The following is a 22921-nucleotide window of genomic DNA, read 5'->3' as shown; positions in this document are numbered from 1 at the left end:
AAAAAATAAGCAAAAATAAACTCTGCCCGAACCTTAAACTTTGCCGACTCAGTAATACGCGTACAGCTTGAAAAATTTCTGCCGCAGCTCCGGTGCCACTCGCTCCAGGCTGGCGAGATACATCTCGCGGATCTGGCCCTGATCGCTGTTGCCAAGCCGGCCATATTCAGCAATCGTAGTCTGCCCCAGAAGTCCTTTGTTCAGTACAGACTGAAAGTCGCGAATCCGGACTCCCGAGCGATCGAGCGACTTCAGAAAAGCCGCGATTTTACCCGAAGAGAATGAGGCTTCAATTGCCGCTTTCACCGCGCCAAACGGTTCGGGATCGGCAACGTGAAGTACAGCCTGCTCATACATTGTGCTCAACGCAATCTCCTACGGAATCGCCTTCAAAACATATGGAGCGGGAGACGGGAATCGAACCCGCGACCAACAGCTTGGAAGGCTGTGACTCTACCACTGAGTTACTCCCGCGCTACTGAATCAAAATCTGGAGCTGACGGAGAGGCTTGAACTCTCGACCTCTCCCTTACCAAGGGAGTGCTCTACCACTGAGCTACGCCAGCATGAAAAACCCAACTCTACAATCCTACCTTGAACGGTAGCGTTCGAGCGCGACGCGGAAGGCAAAATAGCCCAATAAAATCCACGTCAGCGACCGGTACTTCCCTGGCTGCATCGTGTGCCAGGAAAGCAAAGCCAATACCCCGATGACGGCAAGCGCAATCCACATTCGTCCGCTGCCTGCAGGGCTTAGATCCACAACTCTCCACGTACAACTAAAGCTAATGGTGCACAGGGGAGGATTCGAACCTCCGTAACTCGAAGAGTGGCAGATTTACAGTCTGCTGCCATTAACCACTCGGCCACCTGTGCACTTGCTGCAAAACCTTCCCAAACGCGCAGCACCTCTCAACCCATCAAGTCCCGTGCAGCGACCCCATACCGCGAATCGAGCGGGTGTCTCACACCTTGAAGAAGTCTCAGGAGGCCTGCATGACCAGAACGGCAAGCAGTACAACCAAATCCGTCTTTCTACCGCTTTACATCTCACTGCTGCCTGAAACTGGAGCTGGCGAAGGGACTTGAACCCCCGACCCTCTGATTACAAATCAGATGCTCTACCAGCTGAGCTACGCCAGCCCAAACAGCCTTTATCTTACCTTGAATCAGCCCCCTGTAAGCTCAACCGCGCAACGCGCAGCAGTGCCCGCGCAGAGTGCGCCGCAGTCGTAACTTTAGCATAGCTGGAACGAGGTCGCAACGTGCCCATTCTCCTGCAATCTCTCGCCTATGATTTCTTCTGCACGCCGGCAGCAGCGGTCCTTTACAGCAGAAAACGGCATATTAGCTTGCAATGCCTCGAACCAAAAGGTATTGTGGATTTCTTAAATGGCGCAGCGTGAAACCAACCCGAATTTTATGAATGGCGTTCCGGAGCTGCTCATCCTCAGACTGCTCCAGCAGAAAGAGATGTACGGCTATGAGATCGTTCAAGCCATCCGCGACCGCACCGACGCGGTAATCGCAGTCGGGGAAGGCGTCGTCTATCCCGTGCTGCACGCGCTCGAAAGCGATGGCGCACTGAAATCGCGGCGCAGGATTGTCAGTAGCCGCAGCCGAATCTACTATTCCGTGACCCCCGCCGGATCGCGCCGATTGGCCGACCTATCGAGGACCTGGACCGGTCTGACAACCGCAATTCAAACGATGCTAACGGGAGGTCGACATGACGAAGCCATTCCATGAACTTCGCGAGCGCTTGCTGGAGGCTGGCATCGCGCCACGGCATGTACGGCGCTATCTGACCGAACTTACCGATCATCTGACAGACCTGACGGAGGAAGAAGAACGCGCAGGACGCAGCCGAGCAGACGCGGAATCCGCGGCGCTTCTCCGGCTCGGCGGCATCGAGAATCTCGCCAAAGCGATGATCGAGCAGCGCCAGTTCCAATCCTGGTCCGCCCGAGCACCGTGGGCTACGTTTAGTGTCGCTCCGCTCTTGCTTCTGGCCGGGGCCTACTTCGTTGCCCTTTTTATTCTGTGGTCTGGCTGGAAGATGTTTCTACCGGGTGCCGATACGCCTTTCGGTTTTCGCCCAAGCCACACCGAAGATTCGAGATCGACAATGTCTATTTTCAAGTCGGCAGGATGATCTATTTCGGCGCGCCGGTTTTTGTGGGTTGGGTGATCGGACTCGTCGCCGCACGTCAAAGATTGAGGGCAGTCTGGCCCACTCTAGGGCTGATTCTGATCGCAGGGGTCGGGTGCATCGCCCGAGTTCACGCGATCCGTCCAGCCGTTCCCGGTGGAGAGGGACATGTGAGCATAAGCTTCTCGTTTGCGCCATCCGTTGAGAGCAGCCTGTTTTATGCCTTGGTGATTCTTGCGCTCACTGCGCTGCTCTATCTCGTTTGGCGATTGCAAAATTACTTTCTCTCCACCTAGCCGCCTATTCGCGCACGCCGCTCAGCAATGGCTCATCAAATCGAACCCTCTCCCAAGGCGCAGGGACCTTCACCGAAGCCATGCCAGCAGCAGTCGCGGCCTGCACGCCCATATCCGTGTCCTCAAAGACGAGACAGCATTCGGGCGCCACTCCCAGCCGCTCGGCAGCCATCAGAAACGGCTCAGGATCGGGCTTACTTCTCGCGTAATCCCCAGCACAAACCAGCGTGTCGAATCTATCCAGAATCTTCAGTGACTCGAGCGATGCCACGACGGAATCCTTCGTACTTCCCGACACCACTGCAAAGGGAATCTGCCCAAACTGATCTTCAATATGCTCCAGAACCTCTGGCACGGCTTTGAGTTGTGGAAGCGCCGCAAAATAAAGATCCTCTTTGCGCCTCGATATCTCTTCCACCGGCATCGCCAGTCCATGCCGCTGGTTCAGAGTGGAGATAATCTCCGTCGCCGGCATACCGCCCCACGCATAGAAGACCTCCTCACTGAACTCGCACTTCCACTCTGCAAGCACGCTTCGCCAGGCAATGTAATGAAGCGGCATCGAATCGGCGATGGTGCCGTCACAATCGAACAAATAAGCCTTGAATGGTCCCGCTGGTAATTTCAGCTTCAAAATCTGGCTCTCTCCCTGCAACATCACGCTGTCATCTCATGCAATATTTTCATCTTCTCATCAGGGGCATTCCTCTGCCGCCAGCACTAAATTCATATTCAGCAGAGCTTCCGTCGGCACAGCTCTTAGGAACTCATCGGCGATACGAAACTGAACCCTAAAGTCACTGAGAACATTGCCGTCTGACCCCGGACAGAGTAGAAACAAAGTGGATGCGCAAACCAACCCGCTACTCGCTCCTCACCGTGCTCGCGCTCGTAGCCGCGCTGGCCTTCGCCATCTTCCTGCGCAAGGCCGCTCCGCCCGAGGCCGCCCGCCTGCTGCCCGAGTCCGACGCCATCGTCTACATCAACCTCAAGCCCCTGCGCGTGGCCACTCATTTCGACCGCACCCAGGTCACCCGCAGCGCCGACTATCAGCGCTTTATCGACGCTACTGGCATCGTGCCTGAACGCGATCTCGACGACGTCGCCTTCGCCCTCCACCGCATGGATGACCCCAGCGGCCCCAACGGCCCTGTCGGTTACTCCGAGGTCTTCGAGGGCCGCTTCGACGGCCAGCGCCTCGCCCGCTATCTCGCCTCCATCGCCACCGCGCAGGAGACCTACGATGGTCACACCGTCTACACCATACCCGTCGGCGATCTGGACCCCAAAACCCACACCACCCGCCAGCTCCGCGTCGCCCAGCTCGACTACGACACCATCGCGGCCTCCAACATGCCCACGACCGAGCAGATCCACTCCATCCTCGATCGCCACCACGCCGCGGCCTCGCCCTTCTCCGGCTCCTCCCTGCTCTCGGCGCGCTACCGCGACGTTCCTCTGCTGGCCAACGCCTGGGCCATCGGCCACATCGGCCTGCCCTTCTCCGAGCGCGGCTACATCTCCGTCCTCGGCCTCCAGCTTCCTCTGCCCGAAGACACCACCTTCGTCGCCAGTCTGCGCTTCGTTGGCACACTCCATCTCCGCATCGAACAGATCGCCCCTACTGAAGCCGACGCCGCCCGCTCAGCCGAGACCCTGACCGCCCTCCTTAGCCTCTTCAAATCCATCCAGCAAGGCCAGCCGCGCATTCCCGCCGACGCCTCCCTGCGCACCCTGATCGCATCGCTCAAAATCGAGCAGCACAAAGACCGCGCCGTCCTCACCGGCACCGTCCCTCTCGACCTGCTCAAGCAACTGACCGCACCCGCCAGCACACAACCGTGATTCATCCCGTGCAATGTGTGACAAACGCAAGCCGCACAGTAAATAATCGAATCGCATATCTTTCCTATGCGAAGCTGGCATAAAACTTTCTCAGGCTTCCATTCGTCAATTCGATAAATAACGACAGAACTTGAATCCTCTCGAATTTGAGATTGTCGTCAATCAAATTCCGGTGCCCGGCCAGTAGCACCAAAACGCCTTCATCCTGCAAGGAGCAACTCCGCATGAATAGACCGCTTCCCTCTCTTCTTCCAGTGCTTGCGTTCGCCTCCATTGCGTCCGTACTGCCGCTCTCGCTCTACGCTCAGTCCCCCAAGACCCTCACCGGCCAGGCCGCCTTCACCGACTACTCGCAGGAGCACCCCGGCGTCCGCCGCCACATCACTGTCGCCGACCTCCCCGCACCCGCCCCCGAGGAGTCCGTCGATAACGGCGCCGACATGGTTCCCCGCCCCGACAACGCATGGCCCCAGGCTCCCCAGGGGTTCAAGGTCGAACTCTACGCGCAAGGCGATTTCCAGCAACCCCGCCTTATCCTCACCGCCCCTAACGGCGACCTCTTCGTCGCCGACAGCGCCGCCGGTAAGGTCAAAGTCCTTCGCGGCGTCAACTCCGACGGCAAGGCAACCACCACCGAGACCTTCGCCAGCGGGCTCGACCATCCCTTCGGCATCGCCTTCTATCCCAACGGCCCGAATCCCAAGTGGATCTACGTCGCCAATACCACCAGTGTCGTCCGCTTCCCTTACAAAGAAGGCGACCTCAAAGCAACCGCAGCCCCGCAGACCATCGTGCCTGTCCTTCCCGGCTACGCCCAGCTTCGCGGCGGAGGCCACTGGACCCGCGACGTCGTCTTCTCAAAGGATGGTGAGCGAATGTTCATCTCCGTCGGCTCCGGCTCCAACATCGATGATCCTGACACTCATCCCAGGGAGTTCCACCGCGCCGACGTGCTTGAGTACACTCCCGACGGCAAGTTCGTGAAGATCTACGCCTACGGCATCCGCAACTGCGTCGGCGAGGCCATCAACCCCACCACCGGCCAGCTCTGGTGCTCCACCAATGAGCGCGACGTCCTCGGCAACAACCTCGTCCCCGACTACATCACCCACATCGAGGAAGGCGGTTTCTACGGCTGGCCCTACTACTACATCGGCGGCCACCCGGACCCCCGCCTCGCAGGCAAGCACCCCGAACTCAAGTCGAAGGTGATCGTACCCGACGTCCTCCTGCAACCGCACTTCGCCTCGCTGGAGATGACCTTCTACACCGGCAAGCAATTCCCCGCCGCCTACGACGGTGACGCCTTTGCCGCCGAGCACGGGTCATGGAACCGCAGCAAGCGCGCCGGCTACGAAGTCATCCGCGTTCCCATGAAGAACGGCCACGCCACCGGAGAGTACGAAGACTTCCTCACCGGTTTCGTTCGCGCCGACGGCAAGGTCTGGGGTCGCCCCGTTGGAGTGGCGGTGGCCAAGGACGGCTCCCTCTTCGTCTCCGACGACGGCACCAAGAGCATCTGGCACGTCATCTACACCGGCAAGTAATCCTGTGGCCCACAGAACCCGCTCTGAGAGGGTAGGTTCCGTGGGCTGTCTATTTGACTAGACAGCCCACCTTGCCGTGTTGATCGGTCGCGTCTGAGTCGATACTGGAGGGTGTCCTCCCGAATACATGGAGGGTAGCGCCACTACTTCTCTTTGACCGGACACGGCCGAAAGCAGCGCGTCGAAACAATCCGAATCGAGCTTATAGGGAATCAGTTTTCCCATGATCGAGACGATCTGATCCAGTTCGAGCGCAGCGCGATAGGGCCGGTCCTCCGATAACGAACCGTACACGTCCGCCACGGCAATGATGCGTGATTCCAGGGAGAGGTCCTGCGCCCGCAGGCGGTTGGGATATCCCGTGCCATCCAGTTTTTCGTGGTGCTCGCCCGCAATCACTGCGACCTCCTGCAACGGTCCCACTCGTTCCAGAATGCGGCGCGACAGCCCGGGATGTTCATAGACCGACTTCCACTCTTCCTCCGTCAGCTTCCCCTGCTTGTCGAGGATGGAGTTCGAGACGCTCAGCTTTCCAATGTCATGCAGCAGAGCTGCGCGTCGCACCATCTGCACGCGGTCTTCCGAGAGGCCAATCTTCCGGGCAATCGCAAACGCTGCATCCGCCACTCCAATGGAGTGACAAAAAGTGAAGTGCGATTTGGCATCGACCACCTCGGCAAACGCCTCGCAGATCAAATCGATCTGGGTCGCTCCCAGCTGCTGTCTCCTGGCAGGATCGAGGTCGAGCGCCGCCCGCCGCGTATCCTCCGGGCTCTCGTTCGCAGAGCAGTTGTCCCAGAGCGCATCTCTGCGATGCAGCGAAGTTGCAGCCCTCACGAGCTCCGGATCAAACCATGTGCCACTGCGTTCCTGAAGCGTCTGAATGGCAGCCTCGGCTCCCCTCCCCGTGAAGAACACATCGAGGTGTTGCGCGACCGCGCAGATGCGGGCGAGCAGCGGAATCTGCTCTCCCTTCGCGCGACGCGGATAGCCGCTGCCGTTCCAATGCTCATCCAGGCTCCGTACCGCCTCTGCTGCGCTCCGTCCCATGCCAAGCTTGGTGACGATGCTTGCGCCGCGATCACAGCGCAACTTGATCATTTCCTCGTTGTTTTTATGCTGCGTCACGCCGATCCGGACGATCCGGGCGGCTCTCGCTGCATGGCCAGCTTCGGGAAGTACCTTGCTCCAGAGCAGTCGCAGCGTCGACAGACTGGGTTTGTGCGGCTTGGTCCAGTCCTCAAACTTAACGCCCGCTTTCACCGCACGATCGTCTCCCCCGACGATCTGGCACAGCCGCGTCGCATTGCTGCTGCAACCCACGTCTTTCAGCAGCAGCGCATAGTAGAGACTGCTTCTCAGGTTCGACGGGAGTTGCGCCTCTTCGGCAATCCGCATCCCCAGAAGACAACTCCGCAGTGCATGGCCCTGCACTGCTCCCTCCGTAAGATCCAGCGCAAACGAGAGCGCTGAGATCACCTCCGACAGAGAAATTGAGCCATCCAAATATTGCGAATCCTGCAAAAACGTCGAGGACGTCTGAATCATAGGCCCTGCTCCAGAAAGCTGGTTGCATCAAGACGCTGCTGCCGTCCTCGGCATGGTGTCGCAACCAGCAAATAAACCCACACCAACTATGGAAGGAGGTGGGGCAATCGCACATCCCTCGAAAGATGTACTCCGTCTTTCCGCGAGTCCAGCCAGCACACGCACACATGGCCTCCGTGGCGCAGGAGAAGTCTTCGCGAATCAATACTGCAAAAAACTCAGGGCCGACGATGAGTCGGCCCTGAGTTTCAATTTGATACAGATTCTGGCAATTATCGATTGGTGTTCATTGGTGCATATCGGTGTAAGCGTTGCTCTAGCTGCCTGCCGCCGCATCATTCCCCAGCGTCGCCATCGTCAGCCGCATGTACCGATGCGGATTAACCGGTGTATTGCGGATACGAACTTCATAGTGAAGATGAGGCCCGGTCACCCGGCCGCTGTGGCCGACATACCCAATCACCTGCCCGCGAACCACCGTCTGCCCCGCGATCGCCGCGAAAGCGGACATATGTGCATAGCAGGTCTCTACGCCGTGACCGTGGTCGATGACCACCTCACGCCCGTATCCATTCACCATCCCCGCCGACTTCACCACCCCGTCCGCCGTCACATGAACCGGCGTGCCGTTGGGCGCGGAGATATCGATACCCTTATGAAACTCGCCCTCGCCATTGCCTGTGATCGGATCTTCTCGCTCGCCAAAGCTGCTGGTGATCGGCCCCATGATCGGCCACAGAGACGGCGCATACGATGCCATCTGTAGATTCCCGGCATCAGAAATCCCGCTAAAGCTTCCCGCCGAGCCGTACTCCGGTCCACCCGAAAGCGCCCGGGTCACCGATCCGCTCATCGCCGAGCTGCGCAGCGCATAAAAAGCCTGCAGCGATTTGTAGTACGACTCATCCGTCAGACCACTGTTCGCATCGGCCAGCGGAGTCGTCGCCACCTCTTCTGTACCGGCTGACTTGCCATGCCGTCCCGCCTTACCCGTCAATTTGATCGTTGTTTTGCCGGTGGACGTCAGTTTGCCCGCGGTCAGCCCATACAGCGCCGAAACCTCGGTTGCCAGCGATCCCAGCGACGCTGCTTCGACGTCTTTCTCGTGCGCGGTCTTCTCCAGGTGCGCATAATCTTTTTGCAAGGAGTTGTGGTCCTGCCGAAGCTGGTTGAACCGCGCCGTCTTGATCAGCATGCGCGAGTACGATCCCGCCATCCCGGTAATCGTGAACATGCCGATCACAGCCGCCGCCACAAAGATATAGGCGTAGTGAAGCGGAACCGGAACCTTGCTCAGGCTCCCGTCGTCGTCACGGCTGACAAACATGATGTAGTAACGCTTTTTTAAACTCAATCGTCGATCCAGACCTAAATTTTTGACGCAATTCCATCACAATTCAAAAAAAGCTATGCGCTCATGAACTCAGCCAATTCAAATGAGCTTTACCAATCGGCATTCAGGAATTGCAGTTTGCTTTCGACGTCTCTTACAGACTAACAAACGACAGCGGGCCACACAACCACTTTCGCCAGGCAATATACCATCGTCATACCACTTTTTCGCTATATTCCGTCCATGAAAGAACTGGCCCTCATTGAACAAATTCGCCGCAGCTTCGCCGCTTCACGAAGCAAAGCCGTAGCCCTCGGCATAGGCGACGACTGCGCCATCCTCCGCCCTCCCGCTGGGTCCGAAGTCCTTGTTACCACAGACTTTACTCTTGAAGGAAAGCACTTTCGCCGCGACCTCCATCCGCCTGAATCGGTCGGCCACCGCTGCCTCGCCCGCGGCCTCAGCGACCTTGCTGCCATGGGCGCGACTCCCATGGCAGCCTTCCTCTCGCTTGCCCTGCCCGCCAGCCCGCTCGCCGATCCCAAAAGCCGCACTTGGATCACCCGCTTTTTCAAAGGTTTACGGGCTCTCGCCGACCAGCACCACATCACCCTCGCCGGAGGTGACACCGCCGAATCTCCCTCCGACGCCATCCTCGCCGACATCGTCCTCCTCGGGGCTGCCCCCATCGGTAGATCCCTTCGCCGGTCCGGGGCCAAACCCGGTGACGCCCTCTACGTCACCGGCTCGCTCGGCGGAGCAGCCGCCGAATTGTCCTCCCTGTTCACCCTCAACACCTTTCCAGCAAAGATCAGCAAAACCGTAAACCACCCCCAGACCTTCCCTCAGCCGCGCATCGCCATCGGCCAGGCGCTCCTCCGCCGCAAACTGGCAACCGCCTGCATCGATATCAGCGACGGCCTCTCCACCGATCTCGCCCACCTATGCCGCGCCTCCAACGTCGCGGCCGAACTCGAACAATCGGCAATCCCGCTCCATCCCCTCACCCGCAAACTCGCACCGGATGCCGCTCTGAACCTTGCCCTCCACGGAGGCGAAGACTACGAGCTCCTCTTCAGCGCCCCAACCTCAACCCGCATCCCCCACCAACTGGCAGGCATCCCCATCACCCGCATCGGCCAATTCACCCGCAAACAAGCGAAGCGCCCGTTGATGACCCTGCTAGGTCTCGAAGGTACCCGCGCTACACTTGAGCCACACGGCTGGGAGCACTTTTCTCTCAGCTAAGCCGCATTCACTTCCCAAACCTATGCGCGACTCCACCAGGATCATCCGTTCTACCCTCACCCCCGCGAGCCCCGGCGAGCCCCTGCACTCCGGCCCCGTCTTCGCCGCCCCGTATCACACCCCCGGCGACCCGTCCGACGCGCCCTACAGCTACGCCCGCTCCCACAACCCAACGTGGACGGAGCTCGAACGGGCCATCGCCCAGATGGAGTCCGGTCCCGGCTATGAAGCCAGCGCTCTGGTCTTCGCCTCGGGCATGGCAGCCACCACCGCCGTCTTCGGAGCAGTCCTGCGTCCCGGCGACGCGGTCGTCATGCCCTCGAACGCCTACTTCGCCGCCCGCGTACTGGTGCAGGAGTACTTCACCAAAATGGGCATCGAACTCCGCACCGCCCCAACCGAGGGCAACGCGCAGGCCGAGTTGCTCGAAGGCGCAAAGCTCCTCTGGATCGAGACCCCCAGCAACCCCACCATGGAGGTCTGCGACATCGCTGTTCTCTGTGAAGCTGCCCACCGCGCCGGCGCACTGGTAGCCGTAGACAACACCACCGCCACGCCGCTGGGCCAGAGTCCACTTGCCCTCGGGGCCGATTTCTCCGTCGCCTCCGACGCCAAATCCATGACCGGACACAGCGACCTGCTGCTCGGCCACGTCGCCACCCGCGACCCGGAACTCCTCGCAAAGATCGACCAGTGGAGAACTCTCACCGGCGGCATCCTCGGCCCCATGGAAGCGTGGCTCGCCCTCCGCTCCATCGCAACTCTTCCCCTGCGCCTCGAACGAAGCTGCGAAAACGCCCAGCGCATCGCCGAATTCCTGACCACGCGCAAGGAGGTCGAAAGCGTCCTATACCCCGGCCTCCCATCGCATCCTGGCCACGCCATCGCCGCAAAGCAGATGCGCTACTTCGGCGCTGTTCTCAGCTTCATCCTGCATGACCGCGCAGCAGCAGAGAAGTTCCTCGCCACCTCGAAGCTCCTCACCGAAGCCACCAGCTTCGGCGGCATCACCACCACCGCCGAACGCCGCGCACGCTGGGGCGGAGATGCCATCCCCGAAGGCTTCATCCGCCTGAGTGCAGGCTGCGAGGCCATCGAAGACCTCATCGATGACATAACGCAAGCGCTGGACGCCCTACAATGAAGCCAAGCTGGACCGCTGAGATTCTGACCAAGCCCCCGCTCATCGCGCCAGCCCGTCAGTTCACCTACCCGCAGCAGATCGCCGGCGAAGAAGACGCGCTGGCTCGCGGCGCTCTGCAACTCATGGTGCGCCCCGCTACCGGCGGAGCCTTCCTCGCCACCTGCGCCCTCGGCTTCACCGACCCCACCATGCCCACCGGCATCTTCCCCTGCCCCCGCCCGCAGGAGATGTGCGCCGTCGCCGGAGGCTACGCCTACATCGTCGATACAACCCACCCCGAGTCCTGCACACACATCGCAATGAAGCCGGTGGTAGAAGTCCGCGTCATTGAAAAAGAAAACCCGGAAGAACAAAACCTATTGCTCTTCACCGGCTTCCACACCATCATCGCCTGGGGAGAACAAGGCCACGCCTGGCAGACCTCAAAGCTAAGCTGGGAGGGCCTGCGCATCACCAACATCGAAGGCAACACGCTGCACGGCTTCGGATGGAACCTGATGACCGATAAAGAAGTAGCCTTCTCCGTCGACCTGCTTACAGGACAGCATCAGGGAGGGAGCTTTCCTCCGCCACCGGGAAACCAAAAAAGCTGAGTGCTGCATCGCCCTGCTTCAACAGCCGCGTATGTACGAGTGCGCCATAGCGCCCCGCAAGTTTTGCTTTGCTGCTGTGCTCCGCAATCACCAGAGCATCCGGCGCAAGTAATTCGCGCCCACGAACGCTGCCAAGAAAGTTCAGCGTCCCCGCATACTCCGCCTCTGCTTCATAAGGCGGATCGAGATACACAATATCGACCGGCTGCCCCAGTTTGCCGAGCCTCTGTAACATTGCGCCGACCCCGCGCGGCTCCAGCGTAAAGCCGCGAGTGATCTTCAAAGCAACGAGATTAGCGCGAAGCGATGCCAGCGCCGGATCGGCATTTTCGGCGAACCAGACCTGCGCCGCGCCGCGGCTCAGAGCCTCGATTCCAACTGCACCTGTTCCTGCATAAAGATCGACAAAGCGGCAGCCATCGAGCCGCGGCGAAAGAATGTTGAACAAAGTCTCACGCAATCGGTCGCTCGTAGGCCGAGTCTCCAATCCACGCGGAGCCGCCAACTGACGGGAGCGATAGGTTCCTGCAATAACGCGCATCTCCCGATGGTATGACGGCAGCGCATACAATGATAGTTATGCGTGGGTGGTCATTTCCGATCGGCAAATTTCTGGGTGTGGATGTTCGCATCCATACCTTCCTTGTGCTCCTGCTGGCCGTCGCCGTCAGCTACGGCTCAGCCGTGGGGTCGACCGGCGGACGCGGCTTCGCGCTGTGGCTGATTCTGCTGCTCGCCCTGGCTGTTCGCGAGATCGCACGCGCCATCGCCGCAGCTTGGTTCGGCTTGGAGTTGCGCGCCCTTCTGCTGCTGCCCACCGGCGCTCTGATGACCTTCGCCACTCCCGAAGCGACGGAGCGTGCCGACAGCCCCGCAGTCCAAAAGCGCCTGGCCCTGGTCGGCCCGGTGGCAAACATCGCTTTCGGCCTGTTACTGGGAGCCGTCGTGCTCACCATCACGCCGCAGATCAATCTCCTCGAGCGTCCATGGATTGCTCTGCCCCATCTTCTGCGCTCTTCCGTCTGGATCAATCTTCTGCTCGGCGTAATCAACCTGCTCCCCGCATCTCCGCTCGACGGCGGGCGTCTCTTCCGTAGCGAGTTCTCGAAATCAGGCGGCATCCTCAAGGGCACCCGCGCCTCCGCTGGCCTCGGCCAGCTCATCGCGATTGGCCTCATCATCGGCGGTCTGGCAATCAGCAACATGTGGCTCATCATGATCGGCGGCTTCGTCCTGATCGGCTCTCACATGGAAAGCCAGGGTCTGCTGCTGCAGAACGATACCGAAGCCGTTCGCATGCGCGACGTTATGCTGACCGAGTTCAGCATGCTCTCCGCCTCGGACACGCTCGAAGACGCACTGCAACGTTCCGTGCACACGCTGCAGGATGTCTTCCCGGTCGTGCGCGGCGCCAACCTCGTCGGCGCAGTCTCACGCCAGGGCATCGTTGAGGCGTTGCAAGCCGACGGCAACGGCTACGTTCAGGGAGTCATGACGCGCTCCTTCCAGACCGCCCAGCCCGACGACTCTCTGGTTAAGACTCTGCGCCGCATCATGTCCGGACAGGTCGCGCAGATGGTTCCCATCCTCGAAGGCAACCGCATCGTCGGCATCATCACACCGCAGAACCTGAACCACGCCCTCGGCCTGCTCAATCAGCGCCGCAGACTGCGGCAACCGGCGGAATAAATGCCCGATAGTCATGAGACAAGAGGCGGCGCACCGCTGGCTCCGGGCCTCTACCTTGTAGCCACGCCCATCGGCAATCTCGACGACATCACTCTCCGCGCTCTCCGCATCCTCCGCAGCGTCGATCGCATCGCCTGCGAAGACACGCGGCAGACGCAGAAGCTGATGAACCACTTCGAGATCCGCACCCCCACCATCAGCTATCACATGCACAACGAAGGCCCGCGATCCGAAGAGCTGATTGCCGAGCTGAAGCAAGGCGCTCGCATCGCCATCGTCAGCGATGCAGGCACTCCAGGCATCGCCGACCCCGGCGGACAGATCGCCGCCGCCGCCATCGCCGCCGGCATCCCTGTCTTTCCTGTTCCCGGAGCAAATGCTGCCATCAGCGCACTGATCGCCAGCGGCCTGCCCACCGATCACTTTACCTTCCACGGTTTTCTTCCCGCCAAACCGGGCCAGCGCAAAACGGCTCTAGAAGAGCTTCCACGCGACACCGCAACCCACATCTTCTACGAGGCTCCACACCGCATCGCAGATACGCTCGCGGACATCGAAGCCGTCTTCGGAGCAACGCAACCCGTAGTAGTAGCCCGCGAGTTGACCAAGCTGCACGAAGAATTCCTGCGCGGCCCTGTCAGTGAGCTTCGCGCCCAACTCGCCACGCGCGCAGTCATTCGCGGCGAGATGGTTCTGCTGTTCGCGCCCCAGCCAACAGAAAAAGTCGCCTCAGCACATCAGACCATCGCCGCGGAAGTGGCCGCTCTGATGCAAGCCGAGAATCTTTCCGAAAAAGATGCACTGAAGCGCGTGGCGAAAAATCGCGGTATCGGTAAAAGCGATGCTTATCGCGAGTTGCAACGTGAACAAAACCGCCTCCGCTAGAGCAGCTCATCCATCGAATATGAGTGGTTCAAAATCCACGCCCAACGGCGGGACGCGGGTCACCCGTTTTTGCTGGGTTGCACAACCGGCACCCTCTCGTTAATACTTGCCGTGTTTCAGATGGCAAATATTTTCCCCCTCAAGGATGATCCATGTCGCGTCTCGGAATCATAGGCCTCGCCGTAACGCTGGCTTGTACCGCCTTCCTATCGCCTGCCGCGGCGCAAGTCGCCAAACCCGCTCCAATACACCGCATGTATGTCTTCGGAGACAGCTACTCCGATATCGGCGAGGGCTACCTTGACGGCAACGGTCCCACCGCAGTCGCCTATCTGGCGCAGCGCTTCGGTCTGACTCTCGTCCCTGCAAACGCCGCTAATATCGCCAACCAGAGCCTCGACTTTGCCATCAGCGGAGCGCAAACCGGCAGCGGCACAGGAAAAAAGATCGGCAACTTCCTGCTCGGCTATGGCATGCGCAACCAGGTCGACGACTTCGCCGCAAAAGTGAATGCCCACGCCATCACCTTCGACCCTCAAACCACTCTCTTTTTCATCGCGGGCGGCCTCAACGACAGCCATCTCCCCACCACGACGACCGTGACCAACCTCAGCGGCGAGATCAAAACGCTCTACGGCCTCGGCGCACGCCGGTTCGAAGTCGCGTTGCTCCCCACGACGATCCCTGCCTTCAGTGCAGTAGGCAAACGCCTCAACCCCGAACTCACCCGCATCCCTGAAGAACTTTCGCCGCAACTAACCGGAGCACAAATCACCCTCAGCCATTGGGGACCGTTCTATGACGACGTGATGCTTCACCCAGCGCAGTACGGGATCACCAACACGACAGATGCCTGCGCCGGCCGCGAGATTTTCAACCAGGACCCCACGCCCTGCGCCAGCCCCGGCACCCACTTCTACTACCACGAAGGGCACCCCTCGACGGCCACCCACAAGGTCGTCGGCGACAAACTCTACGAAGAGTTACAACACGAACCAACGCCCCAATAGAGCGAAGATGTGGGCTTAGGCGCGGCCTTTGACACGGTCATACATATACACGTCGCTGGTCGTCCCTAGCGATTCGTTGTACAGACTCGTAGCGCCGATGGCTTCATTCAGTTCCTGGCTGAACTCATGAATCGCGCGCAGCTTGTCCGCGGTTGCCGGAATCTCCACGTGACTCGTCTTCAGAAATTTCTGGTAGCCCTTGTCGAGCAGCCGCGAGATCTCGCCGTTCAGCACCCAGCCGGGATGCGACAGCATCAACACCGTTCCATCGGGGGCGGGCGCAATTTCGGCGGCACATCCATATTTCCGCACCTGAAATGCGTTGGGAGTGCGCTTTGCACCCTCTTGCGCCGGTGCCACATCAAATCGCTGACTGCCGAGCAGGGAAAGGACATCGTTAAAACTGTGTTTCGGGCTCTTCTTTGCCATAAGTTAGACTCATCTTAACTGTCGCACATCCGGCTCGCTCCTACAATCCGCGCCATCCACGGACGAACAAACGATCGAACAACGGGAAAAATGATCACATCCACCAAATCGCTTGGCACCAGCATCCTCCAACGCATCGGCAACACGCCCCTGGTCCGGCTGGACCGCCTGTCATCGCATCTATCCGGCATTCAAATCCTCGGTAAGGCTGAGTGGACCAACCCCGGCGGCTCCGTCAAAGACCGCGCTGCCTCGGCCATCGTCATGGACGCCCAGCGCCGCGGCCTGCTCACCGCCAGCCGTGGCTTGCTCGATGCCACCAGCGGCAACACCGGCATCGCCTACGCCATGCTGGGTGCGGCGCTCCACTTCTCCGTCACCCTCTGCATGCCGTCGAACGTCTCGCCCGAGCGCAAGCGTTACCTCGCAGCCTACGGCGCCAACGTCATCTGGACCGATCCCGCCGACGGCTCCGACGGCGCCATTCGCAAGGCCCGCGAACTGACCGCCGCCGAACCGGATAAATACTTCTACGCCGATCAGTACTCCAACCCCGAAAACTGGAAGGCTCATTACCGCACCACGGGCAACGAGATATGGGAGCAGACCGAAGGCCGCATCACCCACTTTGTTGCGGGCCTTGGCACCAGCGGCACCTTTATGGGCACCACCCGCCGCCTGCGCGAGCTGAACCCCGAGATCCGCTGCATCTCCATGCAGCCCGATTCGCCCTTCAACGGCCTCGAGGGTCTGAAGTACATGCCTACGGCGATCGTCCCCAATATCTACGATCCATCGCTCGCAGACGCCAATATCGAAATGCCGACCGAGACAGCCTATAAAATGGTGAAAGACCTCGCTCGCAACCAGGGAATCCTCGTCGGCATCTCCGCAGCCGCCGCCGTCGCCACGTCGTTACAGGTTGCCGAGCAGGAGGCCAAAGCTGGACGCGAAGCCGTCATCGTGACGATCCTCTGCGATTCGGCTGAAAAGTATATGAGCGAACGTTTCTGGCAGGAGGAGTAACCAAGTGCTTCAGATCAGCTACGCCGACTACGGAGCCCTGCGCGCGCACGGCGAAGAGACCTACCCGCACGAGTGCTGCGGCGTCCTGCTGGGCAAAAATGAGCCCGGAGTCGGCAACCGCGTCCACCAGCTCGTCCGCGCCGGCAACACCCGCACCGACTCCGCCCACAACCGCTACAACATCGCCCCGCAAGAGCTGGTGAAGATCCAGCGGCAGGCACGCGGTCTCGGCCTCGACATCGTCGGCTTCTACCACTCGCACCCCGACCACCCCGCGCAGTGGTCGCCGACAGACTTCGCCGAAGCCCACTGGCTGGGCTGTTCGTACATCATTACCAGTGTCGACAACGGCAAAGCCGCCCTGACCAACTCCTTCCTGCTGACCGGAACCACAGAGGAAGACAAGAAGTTCGAAGACGAAGCCATCGAGATTGAAATCGCCGAAGCTCAGGCGAACAACCAGAAAGGTCAAGCATGAACATTCACATCCCTACACCGTTGCGCACCTACACGGGCGGCCTCGAAACCGTCACCGTCTCCGGTGCAACCGTCAGCGCGGTGTTCGAGCAGCTCACCATCAAGTACCCCGAACTGAAGCAGCACCTCTTCACTCCCGAGGGCAAGCTTCGCTCCTTCGTCAATGTCTACGTCAACGACGATGACCTCCGCTACCTGGCCGATAAAGAAGCCACCCCCGTCACCGACCGCGACGAACTCACCATCATCCCCTCCATCGCCGGCGGCACAAGCTGTTGACCCATTTCGCCTAAAGGCACGGCTTCGCAACCTGCTCAAAACTCTCGGTTTTGCTTAAGGGCATGGCTTTAGCCATGCCATAAAAGCTCGATCAGGGTGCGGCTTTAGCCGCTGAGGTGCGTATACCTTCCTGAACCCACCCGAAGCCACAATCACCCCAATGAGCCTTTCCCCCCGCTCCAGCATCTAGAATTAAGAATAAAAGGTCCGAAGGAAACTCGAATGCCCACAGCCATCGAAGAAACCGTACAGCTTCCCAAGCTCACCAACGACGAGATCGCCCGCTACTCCCGCCACCTCATCCTGCCCGAAGTCGGCATGGAAGGCCAGCAGAAGCTCAAAGCGGCCAAGGTGCTCTGCATCGGCACCGGCGGCCTCGGCGCGCCGCTCGCGATGTATCTTGCCGCTGCCGGAGTCGGCACCATCGGCCTCGTCGACTTCGACGTCGTCGATACCAGCAACCTTCAGCGCCAGATCATCCACAGCACCGCCACCGTCGGCATGCTGAAGAACGATTCGGCGGAGTTGATGCTCAAGGGCCTCAATCCCAGCCTGAACGTCATCAAGCACAACACCATGCTCACCAGCGCCAACGCGCTCGACATCCTCAAGGACTACGACGTCATCGCCGACGGCACCGACAACTTCCAGACCCGCTATCTGGTCAACGACGCCTGCGTCCTCCTCGGCAAGCCCAATGCCTACGCCTCGATCTATCGCTTCGAGGGTCAGGCCAGCGTCTTCGGCACCGAGCAGGGCCCCTGCTACCGCTGCCTCTATCCCGAGCCACCACCGCCGGGCCTCGTTCCCTCCTGCGCCGAAGGCGGCGTGCTGGGAATCCTCCCCGGCCTGCTCGGCGTCATCCAGGCCACCGAGACCATCAAGCTGATCTTGGGAATTGGAGAACCCTTGATTGGTCGTCTGCTCCTGGTCGACGCCCTCGGCATGAACTTCCGCACGCTCAAGTTGCGCAAGAACCCCGAGTGCCCGGTCTGCAGTGCCAACCCGACCCTCACCGAGCTGATCGACTACGACCAGTTCTGCGGCATCGAGAAGCCGACCTCGGTTGGTCCGCTCGAGGTCTCCCGCGACAAGGCCGTCGCCGACCTGCCCGTGGTCGACGGCATCCCACAGATCTCGGTCGAAGCCCTGAAGCTCAAGCTGGACGCAAAAGAAGAGGTCTTCATCCTCGACGTCCGCGAGCCGCATGAGTACCAGATCGTCAACATCGGCGCACCGCTCATCCCGGTAGGCGACCTTCCCAACCGTGTCGGCGAATTAGCCGCGCATAAGGATCGCGAGATCGTCGTCCACTGCAAGACCGGCGGACGCAGCCAAAAGGCTGCTCTGGCACTCAAGCAGGCAGGCTTCACCAACGTCTCCAACCTGACCGGCGGCATCACGGCCTGGGCCGAAAAGATCGACACCTCACTGCCGAAGTACTAGGGCCTGTTTCGCAGGCCATGCGTGGGGACGTCCCTAGGACGTCCCCACGCGACTTTAAGGACCGTCTGATCAGATCAGTTTTTGAAAAAGCGAGGCTTCAGCCCCGCCGTCGACTGAGTCCAATCCAAGCGGCTGATTTCAAGGCTTCGTCATCTCTGCTTTGCTTAGGGGCACGCCTTCCGCCGCGCTGAAGAACTCCAGTTTTGCTTAAGGGCACGGCTTTAGCCGTGCCGCAAGTCCATTCTTCGTAAATAGGGCTTTAGCCCCTGAGGTAAATTTTCCTGTCAAGCCCCAAAACCACATAAATACAACAAAGCAAAGGAAATATAGATTGCAAAACAGTTCTATCCCATTTGCTAAACTGGATACAGCATGAAAGACTTAGGCCCAGCCAACAGCTGGGCCTAAGTCTTTTAGAAACAATACTTTGATACTTAAAGCCTATGGAATGAAGACTTTACAAAGTACACCTTCTGTAAAGTCTTGAATCGAGAGACTTTGCGAAAAAGTACCCCCGGGGGGAGGGGTACCTCTCGGAGCTACTCAGGCTTATCTTCAGGCACCAGAATCTGCAGGCACAGGGGTCGCTCCAACATGCAGTCCAGCTTGGCGATGGCTTTCATGGCCTTGTCGATCGTAGTGGTCAACGAACGCTCGGTCGTCACCACAAACGGCAGCCGGTGTTTGGGATGACCGGGCCGCTGCAGCAGAGAATCAATATTAGCGCCCACCGTCGCCAACGCACCGGCGATCGAGGAGACGATCCCCGGCCTGTCGTCCACCACGAACCGAAGATAGTGCGGAGCAAGAAACTCTCCCGCAACTTGCCGCTTGCGAACCGGCAACTGCACCGTACCGCAATTCTGCGCGACCGCCAGCAGGTCGGACACAACCGCGACCGCCGTCGGTTCCCCGCCCGCGCCGTGGCCGGAGAAGACCACGTCGCCGCCAAACCGTCCACTGGCCACGACCATATTCTGTGTCCCATGCGACCAGGCCATCGGCGAGCTAAGCGGCACCAGCATCGGCGCAACTCGCGCATGGACAACGCTCCCGTCCCGCTGAGCCCGTGAGACCTGGCGGATCGTGCAATTCAGTTCTTTGGCATACATGAAGTCGATGGCCTCTATCGTCGAGATCGTCTGCGTCATCACCGCATCGGGATCGAGTTCGGAGTGGAGCGCGATCCGCGACAGGATACAGAGCTTCGCCCGCGCGTCGAACCCGTCAACATCTGCTGACGGATCGGCCTCGGCATAGCCAAGCTGCTGCGCATCCGCCAGCACCGTCGCATAATCCGCGCCGCCTTCCATCCGGTTGAGGATGTAGTTACAGGTTCCATTGAGAATGCCGCTCAGCCTCGTCACCTGATCGCCGCCCAGACCTTGCAGCATTCCGGGAATCACCGGAACGCCGCCAGCCACTGCGGCGCCGTAGACTAGGTGAACGTTATGCGATGCCGCCAGTTTGGCGAGATTTGCGCCGCGATATGCGATCAACTGCTTGTTCGCAGTCACAACAGACTTGCCCGCCGTCAACGCCTTGCGCAGCCAGCCCTCGACAGGGTTCAAGCCGCCCATCAGTTCGACGACGACATCGACATTCGAGTTCAGGATGTCGTCAATATCTTCCGTCCAGACCACGGAAGCAGGAACGACCTTCGCAGCATCCGAGGTCCGCTTGCGCTCCACCGAGCGATTGAAGATGTGCGTCAGTTCCAAACCGGGAAACTTCGACGCAGCAAGCACCCGCGCCACCGAGCTACCCACAGTTCCAAACCCGAGCAGCGCCACTTTGACCGTTGAATCTATTTGCTTCTTTTTCACTATCTGCTTCTTCTTCGTCGCCATGTCTTAGTAATCGATTCTGCTGGCGAACTTGCGCCAAGCCTCAAAGTTAGAGATTGCCTTCTCGCGCAACAGATTGACCGTCGGAATCCTGCGCCGCTCCAAAGGAAGTTTTACCTCTTCGTAGAGAAACGCATCGTCGAAGCCCGCTGCCGCGGCATCTGCAGATGTATTGCCATAGAAGATCGCATCACAATGCGACCAGTAGATTGCCGCAAGACACATCGGGCAAGGCTCGCAACTGCTGTATATCTCGCAACCCGTCAGATCGAAGACAGCAAGCGCAGCAGCCGCATTGCGGATCGCCACTACCTCAGCGTGTGCGGTCGGATCATTGGTAGCTGCCACCATATTCACGCCCGTGGCAACGATCTGGCCGTCACGCACGATCACCGCGCCAAAAGGGCCACCACGTCCTGCGGTGACGTTCTCCGTCGCCAGGGCGATCGCCTTTTCCATGAAGATTGGATTGCCCTGCATTCGGCTCGTTATCCTTATTCCATATTCCGCGTTTGGTACGGAGAGACTGACGGGATAATCAAATTATGGCACATGGCTTCGCGGTCCTTGCTAAGCTAGCATGAGTGTAGACGCTCCCCGACGCATGGCTATCGAATCAATCAATCCCGCCAATGGCAAGCTGCTTCGACGCTTCGATCCGCTCACCGAAGAAGCGATCCGACAGAAGATCGGCCTTGCCTCCGAGGCCTTCCATGCCTATCAAACCGTCCCGCTCGAACACCGCGCCCTGTGCATGCGCAAGCTCGCAGCCATCCTCGAGCACGAGACCGAAGACCTCGCCACCATCATCACCGAAGAGATGGGCAAGCCTCTGCACACCGCTCGCCAAGAGGTGCTGAAGTGCGCTAGCGCGTGTCGCTACTACGCCGAAAACGCCGCCCGCATTCTCACGCCTGAATCTATCCCGACAGACGGCAACGACAGCTATGTCCGCTGGGACCCGCTCGGCGTCATCCTCGCCGTGATGCCATGGAACTTCCCCTTCTGGCAGGTCTTCCGGTTTCTCGCGCCTGCCCTGATGGCCGGAAATGTCGGCCTGCTCAAGCACTCTTCCAACGTGCCACAGTGCGCAATCACCATCGAGGCGCTGGTGCGCCGCGCCGGCTTTCCCCGCGGCACCTTTCAGACGCTGCTGATCGATTCCCGTCAGGTAGAGTCCGTCCTCGGCGACGAGCGTGTGGCCGCCGTCACCGTCACTGGCAGCGAACCCGCGGGTCGCGCAGTGGCCGCGCAAGCTGGCTGGTTGATCAAGAAATCTGTGCTCGAACTTGGCGGCAGCGATCCGTTCATCGTTATGCCGTCGGCCAACCTTGAGGCCGCCGTCGAAACCGCTGTCCGCGCACGCTGCGTCAACAGTGGCCAGTCCTGCATCGCGGCCAAACGCTTCATCGTCGCCGATGAGATCTATGACGAGTTCGAATCACGCTTTGTTGCGGGAATGGAGGCGATGCGCGTCGGAGATCCCATGAAGGATTCGACGGACATTGGACCGCTCGCAACCGCCAGCATCGTCGACGAGCTTGAGGCACAAGTAAGAGCGGCGACCAGCGCCGGAGCGCGCATCCTTACAGGAGGTGAGCGCATGGTAGGCGAAGGCAACTACTTCGAGCCCACTGTGCTCGTCGGTGTCCCCAAGACCTGTGCGGTCTACCGAGAAGAGCTCTTCGGCCCTGTAGCGATGCTCTTTCGCGTTACTAATCTGGATGAGGCCATAAGGTTTGCTAACGACACTGCCTTCGGTCTGAGCGCCTCTGCCTGGACACAAGACCCAATGGAGCAACGACGTTTCGTCACCGAACTGCAATGCGGCGCGGTCTTCCTCAACGCCATGGTGGCCAGCGATCCGCGCCTTCCCTTCGGCGGAATTAAACGCTCGGGCTATGGGCGCGAACTCTCCGCTGCTGGAATGCGCGAGTTCCTCAACTCGAAGACAGTGGTCATCGCAAAGGCAGACACTGGGCACGCATAGCCTGGTGAAATTCACTCGACAAACCACTGCATAAAGCAGATCCTCCGCCTGCGGCGAAGGATGACAAGTATTTGTAATCCCGCAATTGGAATCTCTCACATAAAAGGGGCGCGATCAGATATCTGATCGCTCCCCTT

General features: G+C 59.8%; 25 protein-coding genes and 4 tRNA genes. 16 read left to right on the top strand and 13 right to left on the bottom strand.

Going from position 1 to position 22921, the window contains the following annotated elements:
* Positions 1–48: 48 nt before the first annotated feature.
* From P4G45_RS03775 to P4G45_RS03750, 6 genes are all read right to left on the bottom strand, one after another.
* Complete coding sequence (locus tag P4G45_RS03775) at positions 49–357, bottom strand: hypothetical protein (RefSeq protein WP_348269209.1); 309 nt, start codon at positions 355–357, stop codon at positions 49–51.
* A gap of 42 nt (positions 358–399) precedes the next feature.
* Positions 400–474 (bottom strand) — tRNA-Gly (locus tag P4G45_RS03770).
* 17 nt (positions 475–491) lie between these two features.
* A tRNA-Thr gene (locus P4G45_RS03765) sits at positions 492–566 on the bottom strand.
* 23 nt (positions 567–589) lie between these two features.
* Positions 590–763, bottom strand: a complete 174-nt coding sequence (locus P4G45_RS03760) for a hypothetical protein (protein WP_348268346.1) — start codon at positions 761–763, stop codon at positions 590–592.
* A gap of 26 nt (positions 764–789) precedes the next feature.
* Positions 790–876 (bottom strand) — tRNA-Tyr (locus P4G45_RS03755).
* 191 nt (positions 877–1067) lie between these two features.
* Positions 1068–1143, bottom strand: a tRNA-Thr gene (locus tag P4G45_RS03750).
* A gap of 249 nt (positions 1144–1392) precedes the next feature.
* On the opposite strand from P4G45_RS03750, the gene P4G45_RS03745 reads away from it, so the two are divergent.
* The 3 genes from P4G45_RS03745 to P4G45_RS03735 are packed head-to-tail and all read left to right on the top strand — an operon-like array spanning position 1393 to position 2448.
* Entirely contained in the window at positions 1393–1749 is a 357-nt protein-coding gene (locus P4G45_RS03745; protein ID WP_348268345.1) for a PadR family transcriptional regulator, read from the top strand.
* On the top strand, positions 1730–2155 hold the full coding sequence (locus tag P4G45_RS03740) for a permease prefix domain 1-containing protein (protein ID WP_348268344.1): 426 nt from the start codon (positions 1730–1732) through the stop codon (positions 2153–2155). The genes P4G45_RS03745 and P4G45_RS03740 overlap by 20 nt, the downstream gene beginning before the upstream one ends.
* Positions 2152–2448 (top strand): hypothetical protein, encoded by a 297-nt coding sequence (locus tag P4G45_RS03735; RefSeq protein WP_348268343.1) that lies wholly within the window; start codon positions 2152–2154, stop codon positions 2446–2448. The genes P4G45_RS03740 and P4G45_RS03735 overlap by 4 nt, the downstream gene beginning before the upstream one ends.
* A 4-nt stretch (positions 2449–2452) precedes the next feature.
* Here the strand turns inward: P4G45_RS03735 and P4G45_RS03730 are convergent, their stop codons facing one another.
* The gene (locus P4G45_RS03730) at positions 2453–3106 is read right to left on the bottom strand and encodes an HAD family phosphatase (protein ID WP_348268342.1); all 654 of its coding nucleotides are present in this window, start codon (positions 3104–3106) and stop codon (positions 2453–2455) included.
* A 188-nt stretch (positions 3107–3294) separates the two neighbouring features.
* Between P4G45_RS03730 and P4G45_RS03725 the strand changes: the two genes are divergently transcribed.
* Both P4G45_RS03725 and P4G45_RS03720 read left to right on the top strand, forming a co-directional pair.
* Entirely contained in the window at positions 3295–4293 is a 999-nt protein-coding gene (locus P4G45_RS03725) for a hypothetical protein (RefSeq protein WP_348268341.1), read from the top strand.
* A 224-nt stretch (positions 4294–4517) separates the two neighbouring features.
* Complete coding sequence (locus P4G45_RS03720; RefSeq protein ID WP_348268340.1) at positions 4518–5840, top strand: sorbosone dehydrogenase family protein; 1323 nt, start codon at positions 4518–4520, stop codon at positions 5838–5840.
* Between the two features lie 57 nt (positions 5841–5897).
* Here the strand turns inward: P4G45_RS03720 and P4G45_RS03715 are convergent, their stop codons facing one another.
* On the bottom strand, positions 5898–7388 hold the full coding sequence (locus P4G45_RS03715; protein WP_348268339.1) for an HD domain-containing phosphohydrolase: 1491 nt from the start codon (positions 7386–7388) through the stop codon (positions 5898–5900).
* A 316-nt stretch (positions 7389–7704) separates the two neighbouring features.
* Positions 7705–8742, bottom strand: a complete 1038-nt coding sequence (locus tag P4G45_RS03710) for a M23 family metallopeptidase (RefSeq protein ID WP_348268338.1) — start codon at positions 8740–8742, stop codon at positions 7705–7707.
* Positions 8743–8964: 222 nt separating this feature from the next.
* Between P4G45_RS03710 and thiL the strand changes: the two genes are divergently transcribed.
* Genes thiL through P4G45_RS03695 form a run of 3 tightly spaced genes read left to right on the top strand, consistent with a single transcriptional unit; the run spans position 8965 to position 11706 of the window.
* Positions 8965–9969 (top strand): thiamine-phosphate kinase, encoded by a 1005-nt coding sequence (gene thiL / locus P4G45_RS03705; protein ID WP_348268337.1) that lies wholly within the window; start codon positions 8965–8967, stop codon positions 9967–9969.
* A gap of 22 nt (positions 9970–9991) precedes the next feature.
* The gene (locus P4G45_RS03700; RefSeq protein ID WP_348268336.1) at positions 9992–11113 is read left to right on the top strand and encodes a cystathionine gamma-lyase; all 1122 of its coding nucleotides are present in this window, start codon (positions 9992–9994) and stop codon (positions 11111–11113) included.
* Positions 11110–11706 (top strand): hypothetical protein, encoded by a 597-nt coding sequence (locus P4G45_RS03695; protein WP_348268335.1) that lies wholly within the window; start codon positions 11110–11112, stop codon positions 11704–11706. Before P4G45_RS03700 ends, P4G45_RS03695 begins: the two co-directional genes overlap by 4 nt.
* Here the strand turns inward: P4G45_RS03695 and rsmD are convergent.
* On the bottom strand, positions 11648–12247 hold the full coding sequence (gene rsmD, locus P4G45_RS03690; protein WP_348268334.1) for a 16S rRNA (guanine(966)-N(2))-methyltransferase RsmD: 600 nt from the start codon (positions 12245–12247) through the stop codon (positions 11648–11650). The two genes, P4G45_RS03695 and rsmD, sit on opposite strands and share 59 nt — an antisense overlap.
* 29 nt (positions 12248–12276) lie before the next feature.
* On the opposite strand from rsmD, the gene P4G45_RS03685 reads away from it, so the two are divergent.
* From P4G45_RS03685 to P4G45_RS03675, 3 genes are all read left to right on the top strand, one after another.
* A complete protein-coding gene (locus P4G45_RS03685; protein WP_348268333.1) occupies positions 12277–13395 on the top strand; it encodes a CBS domain-containing protein in 1119 nt (372 codons plus the stop codon).
* Positions 13396–14280 (top strand): 16S rRNA (cytidine(1402)-2'-O)-methyltransferase, encoded by an 885-nt coding sequence (gene rsmI, locus P4G45_RS03680; RefSeq protein ID WP_348268332.1) that lies wholly within the window; start codon positions 13396–13398, stop codon positions 14278–14280. It abuts the gene before it with no gap.
* 152 nt (positions 14281–14432) lie between these two features.
* Entirely contained in the window at positions 14433–15290 is an 858-nt protein-coding gene (locus tag P4G45_RS03675; protein WP_348268331.1) for an SGNH/GDSL hydrolase family protein, read from the top strand.
* A gap of 15 nt (positions 15291–15305) precedes the next feature.
* Here P4G45_RS03675 and P4G45_RS03670 read toward each other — a convergent pair whose 3' ends face one another.
* Positions 15306–15719, bottom strand: coding sequence for a hypothetical protein (locus P4G45_RS03670; RefSeq protein WP_348268330.1), 414 nt, complete (start codon positions 15717–15719; stop codon positions 15306–15308).
* Between the two features lie 90 nt (positions 15720–15809).
* On the opposite strand from P4G45_RS03670, the gene P4G45_RS03665 reads away from it, so the two are divergent.
* From P4G45_RS03665 to moeB, 4 genes are all read left to right on the top strand, one after another.
* Positions 15810–16745 carry a cysteine synthase family protein gene (locus P4G45_RS03665; protein WP_348268329.1) on the top strand — a complete coding sequence of 312 codons (936 nt, stop codon included), beginning with the start codon at positions 15810–15812 and terminating at the stop codon, positions 16743–16745.
* Between the two features lie 4 nt (positions 16746–16749).
* Positions 16750–17223 carry a M67 family metallopeptidase gene (locus P4G45_RS03660; protein WP_348268328.1) on the top strand — a complete coding sequence of 158 codons (474 nt, stop codon included), beginning with the start codon at positions 16750–16752 and terminating at the stop codon, positions 17221–17223.
* Positions 17220–17501 carry a MoaD/ThiS family protein gene (locus tag P4G45_RS03655; RefSeq protein ID WP_348268327.1) on the top strand — a complete coding sequence of 94 codons (282 nt, stop codon included), beginning with the start codon at positions 17220–17222 and terminating at the stop codon, positions 17499–17501. Before P4G45_RS03660 ends, P4G45_RS03655 begins: the two co-directional genes overlap by 4 nt.
* A gap of 222 nt (positions 17502–17723) precedes the next feature.
* A complete protein-coding gene (gene moeB / locus P4G45_RS03650) occupies positions 17724–18947 on the top strand; it encodes a molybdopterin-synthase adenylyltransferase MoeB (protein WP_348268326.1) in 1224 nt (407 codons plus the stop codon).
* A 539-nt stretch (positions 18948–19486) separates the two neighbouring features.
* Here the strand turns inward: moeB and P4G45_RS03645 are convergent.
* Positions 19487–20773, bottom strand: coding sequence for a homoserine dehydrogenase (locus P4G45_RS03645; protein WP_373695297.1), 1287 nt, complete (start codon positions 20771–20773; stop codon positions 19487–19489).
* Positions 20774–20800: 27 nt separating this feature from the next.
* A complete protein-coding gene (locus P4G45_RS03640) occupies positions 20801–21274 on the bottom strand; it encodes a nucleoside deaminase (RefSeq protein WP_348268324.1) in 474 nt (157 codons plus the stop codon).
* Positions 21275–21398: 124 nt separating this feature from the next.
* Here P4G45_RS03640 and P4G45_RS03635 point away from each other — a divergent pair, with 124 nt between their 5' ends.
* Complete coding sequence (locus tag P4G45_RS03635; RefSeq protein WP_348268323.1) at positions 21399–22784, top strand: NAD-dependent succinate-semialdehyde dehydrogenase; 1386 nt, start codon at positions 21399–21401, stop codon at positions 22782–22784.
* The last annotated feature ends 137 nt before the right edge of the window (positions 22785–22921 follow it).

This window comes from Edaphobacter paludis (assembly GCF_039993895.1).
GTDB classification, from domain to species: domain Bacteria; phylum Acidobacteriota; class Terriglobia; order Terriglobales; family Acidobacteriaceae; genus Edaphobacter; species Edaphobacter paludis.
This window is presented reverse-complemented; position numbering and strand designations above follow the sequence as displayed.

What these genes read in the sequence shown, in the direction of transcription:
- P4G45_RS03775 (WP_348269209.1), bottom strand. Translation starts at nt 357, where the DNA reads ATGTATGAGCAGGCTGTACTTCACGTTGCCGATCCCGAACCGTTTGGC.
- P4G45_RS03745 (WP_348268345.1), top strand. Translation starts at nt 1,393, where the DNA reads ATGGCGCAGCGTGAAACCAACCCGAATTTTATGAATGGCGTTCCGGAG.
- P4G45_RS03740 (WP_348268344.1), top strand. Translation starts at nt 1,730, where the DNA reads ATGACGAAGCCATTCCATGAACTTCGCGAGCGCTTGCTGGAGGCTGGC.
- P4G45_RS03735 (WP_348268343.1), top strand. Translation starts at nt 2,152, where the DNA reads ATGATCTATTTCGGCGCGCCGGTTTTTGTGGGTTGGGTGATCGGACTC.
- P4G45_RS03730 (WP_348268342.1), bottom strand. Translation starts at nt 3,106, where the DNA reads ATGTTGCAGGGAGAGAGCCAGATTTTGAAGCTGAAATTACCAGCGGGA.
- P4G45_RS03725 (WP_348268341.1), top strand. Translation starts at nt 3,295, where the DNA reads ATGCGCAAACCAACCCGCTACTCGCTCCTCACCGTGCTCGCGCTCGTA.
- P4G45_RS03720 (WP_348268340.1), top strand. Translation starts at nt 4,518, where the DNA reads ATGAATAGACCGCTTCCCTCTCTTCTTCCAGTGCTTGCGTTCGCCTCC.
- P4G45_RS03715 (WP_348268339.1), bottom strand. Translation starts at nt 7,388, where the DNA reads ATGATTCAGACGTCCTCGACGTTTTTGCAGGATTCGCAATATTTGGAT.
- thiL (WP_348268337.1), top strand. Translation starts at nt 8,965, where the DNA reads ATGAAAGAACTGGCCCTCATTGAACAAATTCGCCGCAGCTTCGCCGCT.
- P4G45_RS03700 (WP_348268336.1), top strand. Translation starts at nt 9,992, where the DNA reads ATGCGCGACTCCACCAGGATCATCCGTTCTACCCTCACCCCCGCGAGC.
- P4G45_RS03695 (WP_348268335.1), top strand. Translation starts at nt 11,110, where the DNA reads ATGAAGCCAAGCTGGACCGCTGAGATTCTGACCAAGCCCCCGCTCATC.
- rsmD (WP_348268334.1), bottom strand. Translation starts at nt 12,247, where the DNA reads ATGCGCGTTATTGCAGGAACCTATCGCTCCCGTCAGTTGGCGGCTCCG.
- P4G45_RS03685 (WP_348268333.1), top strand. Translation starts at nt 12,277, where the DNA reads ATGATAGTTATGCGTGGGTGGTCATTTCCGATCGGCAAATTTCTGGGT.
- rsmI (WP_348268332.1), top strand. Translation starts at nt 13,396, where the DNA reads ATGCCCGATAGTCATGAGACAAGAGGCGGCGCACCGCTGGCTCCGGGC.
- P4G45_RS03675 (WP_348268331.1), top strand. Translation starts at nt 14,433, where the DNA reads ATGTCGCGTCTCGGAATCATAGGCCTCGCCGTAACGCTGGCTTGTACC.
- P4G45_RS03670 (WP_348268330.1), bottom strand. Translation starts at nt 15,719, where the DNA reads ATGGCAAAGAAGAGCCCGAAACACAGTTTTAACGATGTCCTTTCCCTG.
- P4G45_RS03665 (WP_348268329.1), top strand. Translation starts at nt 15,810, where the DNA reads ATGATCACATCCACCAAATCGCTTGGCACCAGCATCCTCCAACGCATC.
- P4G45_RS03655 (WP_348268327.1), top strand. Translation starts at nt 17,220, where the DNA reads ATGAACATTCACATCCCTACACCGTTGCGCACCTACACGGGCGGCCTC.
- moeB (WP_348268326.1), top strand. Translation starts at nt 17,724, where the DNA reads ATGCCCACAGCCATCGAAGAAACCGTACAGCTTCCCAAGCTCACCAAC.
- P4G45_RS03640 (WP_348268324.1), bottom strand. Translation starts at nt 21,274, where the DNA reads ATGCAGGGCAATCCAATCTTCATGGAAAAGGCGATCGCCCTGGCGACG.
- P4G45_RS03635 (WP_348268323.1), top strand. Translation starts at nt 21,399, where the DNA reads ATGGCTATCGAATCAATCAATCCCGCCAATGGCAAGCTGCTTCGACGC.